Raw genomic sequence first — 12,668 nt, 5'->3', positions numbered from 1 at the left:
CTTATTTTTATGAAGTAGATCGCTATAGATTATGCCTGTTTTGATTTCGGCCAAATCTTTTTAAACACAGTCAATACAAGAATGACAGCCAAACCTGCCGCAATACCTATCATCAAATTAATCAGCATTGGGGTTAATGCGCCAAAAATACTGCCAAAACTTGGAATCAGCTCTAAATGGTCAACCGTATCTTCAGTAAAATGATGAATTAAAGGCACGGCATGATTAATAATTCCGCCGCCCACCAAGAACATGGCAATGGTGCCAACTACGGTCAATGTTTTCATCAACTTTGGAGCAAATGCCAACAAGAATCGACCAATACTTTTCTTAAAATTGCCGCCTTGTTGAGTCAGATACAGTCCAATATCATCAATTTTGACAATCAGCCCGACAAAACCATACACCCCAATCGTCATGACAATTGCGATGATGCTAAGCACCGTCAATTTACTGATAAAAGTAGCAGTCGCAACTGTACCCAACGAAATCACCACAATTTCCGCAGACAAAATAAAGTCAGTACGTACTGCACCTTTAATCTTTTCCTTTTCAAAAGTGGCGAGGTCAGTTTCAATGCTTTGCAGCTCTTGTTCTGCTTCTTTTTCATCTTTCGCTTTACGATGTTGCAGACTGTGTAAAACTTTCTCCACACCCTCGTAACATAAGAACAAACCACCAATCATCAATAATGGATTGATTAACCATGGCGCAACCACACTAATTAATAATGCCAGTGGAACCAAAATCAGCTTATTTACAAAAGAGCCTTTGGCGACACTCCACACCACTGGTAATTCACGTTCAGCACGTAGACCACTTACTTGCTGTGCATTCAGCGCCAAGTCATCCCCTAAAACGCCCGCAGTTTTCTTGGCTGCCACTTTACTCATCACCGCAACGTCATCTAATACCGTCGCAATATCATCTAATAATATTAATAAGCTACTCGCCATTATATTTATCCTAAGAACTTTGCTCTATTTTAATGAGATCTGATGAAAAAAACTGTATTTGCATGATGATTTATGTTCGGATTTATTTTTTTTCCACTTCTATTTTTTTCTGCTGACATTAAAAAAAATTATGCCGTACAATGTAGCCCATTAATTGACTGCAGATGTAGTAAAAACACTACTTTTTGGAAAAGAAAATGAGTAATCAAGATAATCGTCCAGTCATTTTGACTGGCGACCGTCCGACTGGGCAACTTCACTTAGGTCATTTTGTTGGTTCTTTACGTTCACGTGTGGGTTTACAAGATTCACATCATCAACACCTGTTATTGGCTGATGCACAAGCATTGACTGATAATGCCGACAATTTTGAAAAAGTACGTCGTAATATTCTTGAAGTTGCAACAGATTACTTAGCTGTTGGTATTGATCCAACCAAAACTACGATTTGTGTTCAGTCATGCTTACCTGCATTAAATGAACTCACCATGTTGTATCTTAACTTTGTGACTGTTTCTCGTTTAGAGCGTAACCCGACCATTAAATCTGAAATTCAGATGCGTGGTTTTGAACGCGATATTCCTGCTGGCTTCCTGTGCTATCCAGTTGCACAAGCGGCAGACATCACGGCGTTTAAAGCGACTGTGGTACCTGTGGGTGAAGACCAAATTCCAATGATTGAACAAACCAATGAGATTGTTCGTCGTATTAACCGTCAAATCGGTCAGGACTTATTACCAGAATGTAAAGCATTGCTTTCGAATATGAGCCGCTTACCAGGCTTTGACGGAAAAGCGAAAATGTCGAAATCATTAGGCAATACCATTGTGCTTGATGCTTCTGATAAAGACATTAAGAAAGCAGTCAATGCAATGTACACCGACCCAAATCACCTGCGTATTGAAGACCCAGGCCAAGTCGAAGGCAATATTGTATTTACTTACCTAGACGCGTTTGATCCAAACAAAGAAGAAGTTGAAGAACTTAAAGCACATTATCGTCGTGGTGGTTTAGGTGATGGTACTGTGAAAAAACGTTTGGAAGGTGTATTGAAAGAACTCATCGGACCAATTCGTGAACGTCGTATCGAACTGGCAAAAGATCCAGACTACATTATGGATATTTTGAAAGCAGGTACAGATAAATGCCGCGATATTACCCAACAAACTTTAGATGAAGTGAAATCAGGTTTAGGCGTTTTCCACTTCTAAACATGTTTTAAAAATGCAAAAATTAAAGGTCTTTGATAAGGCCTTTAATTTTATAGAATAAAAATTATCCAGCTCTCTCACAATACTCTCTAATTCTTAACGTGATTTAACAGTAAATAACGTGATTGCTCATGAATGCAGACCTGTTTCCAATTATTCTAAATCTATAGTTTAGAGCACCTAAACTTGTAACATTTCTCCTTAACCGAACTGTGCAAACAGATTCGTTGTTCTACGCAATGATCACCCCAATCGTTGCGTATTTTTTTGTCTCAAAGTTTTTTAGACTTATTCTCATTTCGATGCTATCTTAATCAATAAAGAAGAAATTTGTACTTTATTTGTTATTAATAACTTAAAAAATTGAGAATTCAAACATGTGGGAACTTGTGACGCACCCGTCAAATCTGGTTTTTAGCATTTCCATATGCCTACTGTTTCTCTTTGCCTTTTTTGAACTGACTTTGCTCTTACTTGGTGGCGGAACTCAGGGCATCCTCGATCAACTTTTACCTGCAGATCTGACCTCTCCCGAAGTCGATATTGATACTGAAGCAGGTTGGCTGTTACAGGTTTTAGACTGGCTATATCTTGGCCGTGTTCCATTATTAATCTGGTTCATTATTTTCCTGACCATTTTTGGGCTGTTTGGGCTTTTTTTGCAAAGTCTCGCTCACCTCTTTACGGGAGCTTATTGGAGTGCATGGATTTTAGCACCAGCCAGCTTCTTTTTATGCATGCCGCTGGTTCGGTTCACGGCAAAAATTGTTTCTAGGGTTTTACCCCAAGATGAAAGTACCGCTATTTTTAGTGAAGAGCTGGTTGGACGAACAGCCATCATTATACTCGGCATTGCCAAACCTCATTCTCCAGCTCAAGCCAAAGTCAAAGATCAATTTGGACAGATTCATTATGTTTTGGTTGAACCTGAACAGGATGAGTCCTTTAAACAGGGTCAACACGTCATTTTGACCCAAAAAACTAAAATTGGCTTTCAAGCCATTCGTGCAGAAACTTAATAACACTTCAACTTTGAGTATTCCATGTTAAATCCAAATATTATCAATCTGTTAGTCATCACTGGCATTATTTTTGTCGCCATCATCGTAATTGGCTTTATTGTCGCCCGATTGTACCAACGTTCCAGTAAAGAAATTTCATTTGTCCGTACGGGTTTTGGCGGTGAAAAGGTCATCCTTAACGGTGGTGCGATTGTTCTTCCCGTATTGCATGAAATTATTCCTGTAAATATGAATACCCTGCGTCTTGAAGTGGTACGTGCAGAAGACCAAGCTTTAATTACCCGTGATCGCATGCGGGTAGATGTCATGGCTGAATTTTATGTGCGCGTCAAACCCACGGCGGAATCCATTGCAACTGCGGCACAGACTTTGGGTAAAAAAACCATGTCGCCAAATGAGTTAAAGAATTTGGTTGAAGGTAAATTTGTCGACTCTCTGCGCGCTGTGGCAGCAGAAATGGCGATGGAAGAACTGCATGAAAAGCGCGTCGACTTTGTACAAAAGGTTCAACAGGTCGTCTCTGAAGATTTATTCAAAAATGGTCTAGAACTAGAAACTGTTTCTTTGACTGGCTTAGACCAAACCAGCTTTAAATATTTTAATCCGCAAAATGCTTTCGATGCTGAAGGTCTAACCAAACTTACAGAAACCATTGAAGACCGACGTAAAAAACGTAATGTGATTGAGCAAGATGCCGATTTGGCGATCAAAACCAAAAACCTAGAGGCAGAACAGGCACGCTTACAAATTCTACGTGAAGAAGAATATGCCAAATTGCAGCAAGAACGAGAGATTTCAGTCCGTCGCGCAGAACAGCTTGCGGAAATTGCGGCTCAAGAAGCTGCTAAAAAACGTGAGGCTGAAGAAGCACGTATTGCTGCTGAACGTGAAGTTGAATTGAAACGTATTGCTTCGGCACGTGATGTCGAAAATGAAAATATTCAAAAGTCGCAACTCATTCAAAAAGCACAAGTGGAGCAAAAGAAAACCATTGAACTGGCAGAGCAAGATCGCGCCATTGCCATTGCTGAAAAATCACGTGCAGAATCGGAAGCCAAAGCGCAAGCTGATCAGGCACGTGCTCAAGCGGTAAAAGCTGAAGAAGAAGTATTAACTGTACGCGAAACTCAACGTGCTGAACGCGAAAAAGCAGTTGAACTGGTTGCGGCAAAACAAGCTGCGGAAAAAGATGCGATTGCTATTACTGTTGCGGCAGAAGCAGGTAAAAAAGCCGCAGTCGATGAGGCCGAGGCAATTCGCATTGCAGCAGAAGCTGAAGCTGAAAAAGCTCGCTTAAAAGCCAAAGGTGAAGCCGATGCGAAAGTCCTCTTGGCACAAGCGATGGAAAAACAGTATCAAGTCGATGCCGAAGGTACCCGTGCAGTCCATGAAGCCAATAACACACTCTCCAGTGAACAAGTCGAAATGCAAATTCGTCTTGCCCTACTCAAATATTTACCTGAAATCATTCGTGAAAGTGTTAAACCAATGGAAAACATTGATGACATCAAGATCTTGCAAGTGAATGGCTTAGGTAATGTGGCTCATCCTCATGGCACAGACGCTGGTGGCGAACATGCGACAACTTCATTGTCAGATCAAGTGGTGAACAGTGCGCTGCGTTATCGCTCTCAAGCCCCCCTCATTGACAGCTTAATGAGTGAACTAGGGCTACAAGGTGGTGACATCAATGGTCTAACCCAGCAGTTAAAGCCGCAAAGCAAAGTTTAAGCCTACCCATAACGAAAAGCGCAACACCAGTTGCGCTTTTTTCAGCAAAAAAATTACAAATAGGTCTGGTATATTCGGTTAGAATTCAAGCATATAAACTCTTAACACAAGGACCGTGCATGCATCTTAGGATCTATCCTGCTTTGTGGTTTGACAATCAAGCGTTAGAAGCGTTGGAGTTTTATTGTTCGGTTTTTCCCCATAGCCAAATCCTTGAACAGAATGCGACTGTGGTAAAAGCATTCCTTGCCGATCAATTATTTATTGGCATTAATGGCGGTCCCTACTTTTTACCCAATCCCGCCATCTCGTTCACTGTTGTTTGCGAAAGTCGTCAAGAAATCAATGCGCTATGGCAGAAATTGATGATTGGTGGCTCGAGTCTTAAAGAACTCGGACATTATGCATGGAATGCTTACTATGGCTGGGTGCAGGATCAATATGGCTATTCATGGCAATTACAATTAGGTCAAGCAAAACAAATTCAGCAACAAAAAATCATGCCGAATTTACTCTTTTGCGGCATTCATCAAAATCAGTGTTCACAAGCCCTGCAATATTATCAAAAGATTTTTCCCGACTTTCAGCGCCATCAACGAACTCGCTATACATCAGGTGAACTTAAAGGACAGATACAGGACTGTAGTTTCAGCATCAACCATCTAAAATTGATTGCGAAGGATAGCCCCAATACGCATATTTTCGACTTTAATGAAGCGGTTTCCTTTGTCATTCCATGTAAAACTCAGCAAGAAATTGATTATTACTGGAATTATTTTACCGAGCATGGAACAGAAAGCTGGTGTGGCTGGTGCAAAGATGTCTTTGGTATCAGTTGGCAAATCGTACCTGAAAATATCAGCGCCATTTTAAAAGGCAAACCACAAGCATTATCGGCACTAACCCGCATGAAGAAAATCATTATTCAGAACCTGTTGGTTTAAAAGCTAAATAGCACATTTTACATATTCAAAATTTTAATAAATGCACCCAATATAAACGAATCAACTGCCCGCGGTCATAAGGAAAATTAGAAAGGTATTCATAGCCTAATTTATTGCGCTTATTGAGTTTGATTTCAATGCCATAGCCAAAGGAAATACTGAGGGCATCCAAATCAGCATTAAACTCCCCTGTCCCCAATTTATTACTGAAATTATCCGAGTTATAAGCAGTATAGTTAAACACCCGAATATATTCATTTTCATAGAAATCATTATTCAGCACGGTATAATCTTTTTCTTCTTCGTCATGTTTTTCCGCAAGCTTTTGATAATAATTAAAAATATCATCCCCAATAAATTCATCCATATGCACATCTTCATTTTCGGCATAGGAGCTATTGATGAACAGCAACAACAAGAAAAAGCAGCGACAAGCAAACAACTGAATTGAGCCGAGCATCTGTAACACTATGTCTTCACAGCATAATTTTAAATTTACTATAGCATGTTGAAATATGACTTCATATAGCATGCTTTAGATATCTCCAATTGACTCAATACTCATGAAAACATAAAAAAGGGCCTCATTATCATGAAACCCTTTCCTTGAATCATCCTAAACTTGCGTGGGCTATTTTAGGCTTAGAACTGTTTTGTGACAGAAAAGACCACACTGCCTTTCATTATATTGGCATCGCTATCAATATTATTATCAATCCACACCAATTCTGAACTTAGACCAAGGAAGTCTGCACCGAAACCAATTTTATAGTCGAAATAGTCATCTTGCTGACCATCCCCACCGAAAGCTTGAGCGAATTTTTCATTATCTTCCAGTTTGGTATAGCCCAAGCTCGAAACAAATTTAATGCTGTTATACACAGGGAATTTATACGTTGTGCTGAGATAAATTTCTGTGCATGACTTGAAGGCAAATTCAGGTGAATAGAATACACCCGCAGTGAAATAATCGCCTGCCGTCACTAAATCACTATGATTATAGTTCACGCCAAACTCACTAAAGTCTGTGTGATATTCTTTGATCGTGCCAGGATAATTGACATCGGCATAGTTAATATCTAAGAATGATTTTTCTGTGATGGGTAAAATATAACCCACAAAAAAGTCAGCTTCGACATTCCCACCTGCACCTACATCGGCATTTGATGCCCAAAGGCTGAAGTACGCCCCAGATTTATGTGCAAAGTTTAAAGCCCCTTGAACAGATGGATCTCGGTTCGACATCGATACACCACGGAAGCGATAATCGGTCAACATTGCCATTGAGCCTGCTACTGTAATCGCTGGAGTCGATTCAGTTGTTGATTCTTCGGCAAATGCTGAAACAGATGTCATCACAAGTGATGCAGTCAAAAGCTGCTGAGCATATTTTTTTAACATAGATTTCCCCAAATCTTTAGACATGCCATATCAAATGTTTGATATGGCATATTTCATTGCTATCGCAGCATTAGTGTTGATGTGTTGTAGTATCTTTTGGTGCATTCAAGTTCAAAGATGGTGTTTCATCGAAGAAGTTCCACGGCTTAAGCAAGACATTCACCCATTCCGTAGGCATGATTGGCCATTCTTCAGCACGTGCCACGTGGGTTGTCCCTGTGGTTAACCATACAACTAAGTCTTTGTTATCAATTGCATCATTATTTTTAACAAACTGACCTAAACCAGTGTCTTTGTCTGAACGGTTCGGGTACGCACCCTCTGGATAGAGTTCAGTTGGATTGTATTTAGTGACCCAAATTTGCTTATCCATAAAGTTCAAACGCTTGAATAACCACTCATTTGGACTGAAATTCGCACCTTTGGCAATTGGATGTGTACCGCCTGCAAATGGAATCAATTGATACGAAACAGGATTGCCGACTTTGTTTTCTTTCGAGTAATTGCTGATTAAGCGAATGGTGGATGGATCAAATTTTTCCGCAGCATCTTGTTCAGTACGCACCACATGCTGTTCAATTTCCATCGCACTCTTACGCACGCCTTTCTTATTCACATTCACCACAGGATTCATATGGGTTAAGGTGTTGTTCTCGCCATCCACATCTAAATCTAGACGGAAGTTATAAATGTGCTGATGGGTTGTCCCGACAATATTGTGATCCAATAAAGTGCCGTAACGCGTATCTTCTTTGGCAGTTGCATCATGCATGGTCTTAGCTTTTACGCCTTTAACCGCTTCAATTCCTGTCGCACCAGCATTAATTCCCATGGTACCGTTGTCTGAGAACACCCAGTCAAACATGTAGTCATAGTTACCAACAGTACTGATCCAACGAACTACCAATTCACGACGTTCTACGCTGACATTCTCCTGCCCCATTTCCTGATGTTTAAATTCAGGTCCTGCATAACGTTCAAATACCGCAATTGCGTTTGGAATCGTCACTGGGTTACCTTGATAATCAGCAATCACAGCATCCATGAGTACCGCATTTTCTGGAACGTCTTTACCACGTTCGATAGACGAGGTTAAAGTCCCCATACCGTATTCACCAGAATCGAGGTAAGACTTGAAGTACCAACCCATGTCTGGATCACCGTAAGGCACCACCATGCCGCCAAGGTTGCCTTGGTACATCACCTTACGTTTTACACCTTTATCTTTAAAGGTCACTGTACCCAATTGTAAGCCCACACGTGAATCTAGCCCGACGTGGAAGCACCAGTTACCCCAGTGAATGTACTGACCCGTGATGCTGTAGTTTTTACCCTCTGGTTCTACAATATTTAATGGCTTACGTGTTTGTGCTGTTTTATTACGACCATCATAAGGACGAGCCGCCATTGGCACAGGCACTAAACTGCCTTCTTCAATTTTGATGATTTTCTTTTTCTCTAAATCAACAACAGCCACCAAGTTTTCGATTGGATGTGCCCAGTAGTTACCATCACCTACATCTAAGTAGCTGACAATTTTCAGTAAACTGAGTTCTTTGTTTAGACCATCTTCTCCACCGAAATAACCAACAGTAAGTGGCGTACCAATGACTTTAGTCACATCTTTAATACCGCGCTTTGCCAATGCTGCATGGTATTCAGGGCTCTTTTGGATAATCTCTTGCACCATCATGAAGTCATCCAACAACACCATACCATGCGTTGCAGGCAAGACTTTCCAGTTGGTCACTTTTTGGCTATTCAGATCGACCACACCTTCAATGATGTTGTCATTTTGCAACAAGCTGAATTCAGCTAAACGAGGACCTTTGTATTCTGTATGGTTGAGTACGCTGTTCCAAACCGCATTTTTTTCAGGTTCTTGTAAACGAACACGGCTGAAACGCAGCACTTTCGGTGCACGTTGGTCTGCCTGAATAATTTTAGTGACCGACTGAATTTCGTCTGCTGTTAAAGTATTTAATGGATGCTTGACGGTTTCAACCTGGAAAGTCTGATCTAAACCAGATTGGAAAATTTCATTCGCCAAAGTTTCAGATGCCATCGCCTGTCCATCTTTCACGACAATTGGTGCTGAAATTTTTAATGGTTTGCCATTCACCATAATTGTAGTTGAATTTGGTTTCGCACGGACTAAGGTTGAGTTTTTGCTGATGGTATATACATTGGCATATTGATCTTGCTGTACCGTTGCGCCAACTGACTGCATGGCTTGTTGTAGCGGTAACATTTTCGCAGCTTCACCATGTGCCATCGCTTGAGTCGCACATGCACCAATCGCCATTACGCCAATAACATTCGACATTTGTTTAAGGTATTTTTTCAACATGTGAGAATGTAATGTTTTCATCTAGGATTTCCTTAGCCTTACAACTGTTTTTCTATGCTGAAAAATTACGCTGTTCCCTAAGTAAAAAATCATCCCAAAGGATGATTTTTTAAATTGAAGACAAATTCGGCATTTTGCTTCAAAGTTGAAGACCACATAACACTCGGCTCATTAATTCCTGACGGCTTTTCACTTGAGCTTTTTGATAGATATGCTGTAAATGGGTTTTAATGGTGGAAAGTCCACAATGCATTTCATTGGCAAGTGCCTGATTATTTAAACCTTTGCATAATAAATTCAGTACTTTAGATTCTTGGCGAGTTAAAGATTCAGTTAATCCTTCATTAAAGACACTCACCTGATGGCTCGAAAGATCATAAATTTGATTAAAACAACAGGCGGTTAAATCATAAAAGGATTCAATCATGCTTAATTCTTGTGCTGTAAAAGCGACATGAGCAGAAGAACGAACCAAACTCATCCCTCGTACAGGAATACCATTTTGGCGGAAAAATAACTCGACGGTGTCTTGAATGTCCCACTTCTTTCTGAAGTCTTCGTATTCCTCGTTAGAAGTCGCTTGATGTAAAACACTTAACTTAATGTCTGTCTGTTGATAAGCATGTCGAAAATGTACTGGATCATAATGCTGCTTATGTCCAAGATACTCCTCGACAGCAACTTGATTCACACCTTTGAATAAATATTGACTGGCTGTTGTTTCTGAATCGATATTAAAAGCAACCAATCCTTCAAATGGGATAACTTTCTGAAGGTTGCGACTAAATTCTTCACTGAATTGATTCCAATTTACCGCTTGCATCGTATCTAAACACTGTTCACACTTATGCCCGTGCAGTGCAATTTGTATACCAAATGTAAATTCCATATATGAAAAAGCGTATGTTGCTGTTGCAACATACGCACTATCTGATACGAATTCAGTAACTTAAGCTAAACCTTTCTCTTTTAATACTTGTAGCATAGTCGCACCTAACTCTGCAGGGCTACGGGTATAAGCCATTCCAGCACGCTCAAAAGCTGCGAATTTTTCTTCGGCTGTACCTTTACCCCCTGAGATAATTGCACCAGCATGTCCCATACGCTTACCTTTTGGCGCTGTTACACCCGCAATATAACCTACAACAGGTTTTGACACATTCGACTGAATATATTCAGCGGCTTCTTCTTCCGCTGTCCCACCAATTTCACCAATCATAATGATCGCATCAGTGTCTGGATCATCTTGGAACAGTTTTAATGCATCAATTTGGTTCATCCCCGGAATAGGATCACCACCAATACCGATACAAGTCGATTGCCCTAAGCCTAATTTAGTGGTCTGCGCAACCGCTTCGTAAGTTAACGTGCCTGAACGCGAAATAATGCCGATACGACCTGGTTGATGAATATGCCCTGGCATAATGCCAATTTTGCATTCCCCTGGAGTAATCACGCCTGGACAGTTTGGACCAACCAAACGCGTACCATTGCCATTGGTCTCTAAATAACGCTTGGCTTTCAGCATATCAATCGTTGGGACACCTTCCGTAATCACGACAATCAGCCCAACGCCTGAATCTACCGCTTCTACAATTGAATCTAGTACATACGGTGCAGGAACATAAATCACAGAAGCATCTGCCTGAGTTTTACGTACTGCGTCTTTCATGGTGTTAAATACAGGTAAATCTAAATGTGTGGTTCCACCTTTACCCGGGGTTACGCCGCCCACCACTTTGGTCCCATAATCCAGCGCTTGTGCAGAATGAAACGTACCATTCTTACCTGTAAAACCTTGTACCAATACTTTTGTGTTTTTATTAATTAATACGCTCATTGTGGAACTCCTTATGCTTTTACTGCGGCAACAATTTTTTCTGCAGCATCAGCCAGACCATTTGCAGAAGTTAATTTCAAACCTGATTCATCCAGAATTTTTGCCCCTAACTCGGCATTATTTCCTTCTAAACGAACCACAACAGGAACTTCTACATGAACTTCCTCTACCGCAGCAATAATCGCTTCTGCAATCATGTCACAACGAACAATTCCACCAAAAATATTAATCAATACGCCCTGAACCGAAGTATCTGCCAAAATCAGTTTAAACGCTTCAATCACACGTTCTTTGGTTGCACCACCACCCACGTCCAAAAAGTTTGCAGGTTGTCCACCATACAGTTTAATGATGTCCATGGTTGCCATCGCCAAACCAGCACCATTGACCATACAACCAATGTTACCTTCTAAAGCCACATAGTTTAGATCAAACTCAGAAGCTTTCAGCTCACGCTCGTTCTCTTGAGATTTATCACGTAAAGCTAAAACTTCAGGTAAACGATACAAGGCGTTTGAATCAATGCCGACTTTGGCATCGACACATAAAATTTCACCATTTTCACGGACAGAGAGTGGGTTAATTTCAAATAAAGCAAAGTCATTTTCAACAAAGGCTTGATAGGCCGCAGTCATAATTTTGACGAATTGAGTGACTTGAGCATCTTTAAGTTTTAAAGCAAAAGCTACTTCACGTGCCTGAAATGGTTGTAAGCCCACCAATGGATCAACTTCAACTTTAATAATTTTCTCAGGTGTTTCTTCTGCGACTTTCTCAATTTCAACGCCACCTTCAGTGGATGCCATGAAAGTCACGCGTCGGCTAGAACGGTCTACGACCGCGCCCAAATATAATTCACGTTCTACAGGATAAACATCTTCACAAACCAGTACGCTGTTAACAGGCTGTCCATTTGCATCTGTTTGATACGTTACTAAACGAGTACCGATAATGTGATTGGCATAGTCCGCTGCTTCTATACTGGACTTCACCACCTTCACGCCGCCCGCTTTACCGCGACCACCTGCATGAACTTGTGCTTTCATTACCGCAAACTTGCCACCAAGCTGCTCAAAGGCTTTCACTGCTTCTTCTGCGTTAGTTGCCAATACACCTTCTTGAACAGGCATACCATATTTTTTTAATAACGCTTTGGCTTGATACTCATGTAGATTCATTGACTAACCTTTTACTACTTTTTCGCTTTGTTATG

11 protein-coding genes are annotated in these 12,668 nt (G+C 40.7%); 4 read left to right on the top strand and 7 right to left on the bottom strand.

The annotated features are described in order from the left end of the window. Positions 1-29: 29 nt before the first annotated feature. Entirely contained in the window at positions 30-956 is a 927-nt protein-coding gene (locus ACWQ4X_RS04820) for a DUF808 domain-containing protein (RefSeq protein ID WP_100240923.1), read from the bottom strand. A 197-nt stretch (positions 957-1,153) separates the two neighbouring features. On the opposite strand from ACWQ4X_RS04820, the gene trpS reads away from it, so the two are divergent. The 4 genes from trpS to ACWQ4X_RS04800 all read left to right on the top strand — a co-directional run bounded on the left by trpS (position 1,154) and on the right by ACWQ4X_RS04800 (position 5,864). Continuing rightward, positions 1,154-2,167, top strand: a complete 1,014-nt coding sequence (gene trpS, locus ACWQ4X_RS04815) for a tryptophan--tRNA ligase (protein ID WP_016165833.1) — start codon at positions 1,154-1,156, stop codon at positions 2,165-2,167. A 377-nt stretch (positions 2,168-2,544) separates the two neighbouring features. Beyond that, on the top strand, positions 2,545-3,186 hold the full coding sequence (locus tag ACWQ4X_RS04810) for a YqiJ family protein (protein WP_161932568.1): 642 nt from the start codon (positions 2,545-2,547) through the stop codon (positions 3,184-3,186). 24 nt (positions 3,187-3,210) lie between these two features. Continuing rightward, positions 3,211-4,920 carry a flotillin family protein gene (locus tag ACWQ4X_RS04805; RefSeq protein ID WP_457902891.1) on the top strand — a complete coding sequence of 570 codons (1,710 nt, stop codon included), beginning with the start codon at positions 3,211-3,213 and terminating at the stop codon, positions 4,918-4,920. 119 nt (positions 4,921-5,039) lie between these two features. After that, on the top strand, positions 5,040-5,864 hold the full coding sequence (locus ACWQ4X_RS04800) for a VOC family protein (RefSeq protein WP_457902890.1): 825 nt from the start codon (positions 5,040-5,042) through the stop codon (positions 5,862-5,864). Between the two features lie 25 nt (positions 5,865-5,889). On the opposite strand, the gene ACWQ4X_RS04795 is transcribed toward ACWQ4X_RS04800, so the two are convergent. The 6 genes from ACWQ4X_RS04795 to sucC all read right to left on the bottom strand — a co-directional run bounded on the left by ACWQ4X_RS04795 (position 5,890) and on the right by sucC (position 12,633). After that, entirely contained in the window at positions 5,890-6,324 is a 435-nt protein-coding gene (locus ACWQ4X_RS04795; protein ID WP_457902889.1) for a hypothetical protein, read from the bottom strand. Positions 6,325-6,506: 182 nt separating this feature from the next. Beyond that, positions 6,507-7,265: a TorF family putative porin gene (locus tag ACWQ4X_RS04790; RefSeq protein WP_457902888.1), complete on the bottom strand. Its 759-nt coding sequence runs from the start codon at positions 7,263-7,265 to the stop codon at positions 6,507-6,509. 70 nt (positions 7,266-7,335) lie between these two features. Next, positions 7,336-9,591 carry a primary-amine oxidase gene (gene tynA / locus ACWQ4X_RS04785; RefSeq protein ID WP_457902915.1) on the bottom strand — a complete coding sequence of 752 codons (2,256 nt, stop codon included), beginning with the start codon at positions 9,589-9,591 and terminating at the stop codon, positions 7,336-7,338. 163 nt (positions 9,592-9,754) lie between these two features. Beyond that, on the bottom strand, positions 9,755-10,504 hold the full coding sequence (locus tag ACWQ4X_RS04780) for a response regulator transcription factor (RefSeq protein WP_457902887.1): 750 nt from the start codon (positions 10,502-10,504) through the stop codon (positions 9,755-9,757). 60 nt (positions 10,505-10,564) lie between these two features. After that, on the bottom strand, positions 10,565-11,455 hold the full coding sequence (gene sucD, locus ACWQ4X_RS04775) for a succinate--CoA ligase subunit alpha (protein ID WP_457902886.1): 891 nt from the start codon (positions 11,453-11,455) through the stop codon (positions 10,565-10,567). Positions 11,456-11,466: 11 nt separating this feature from the next. Continuing rightward, complete coding sequence (sucC, locus tag ACWQ4X_RS04770; RefSeq protein ID WP_100240907.1) at positions 11,467-12,633, bottom strand: ADP-forming succinate--CoA ligase subunit beta; 1,167 nt, start codon at positions 12,631-12,633, stop codon at positions 11,467-11,469. Between the last annotated feature and the right edge of the window lie 35 nt (positions 12,634-12,668).

The organism is Acinetobacter sp. NigerLNRRAM0016, assembly GCF_054112845.1.
This window is presented reverse-complemented; position numbering and strand designations above follow the sequence as displayed.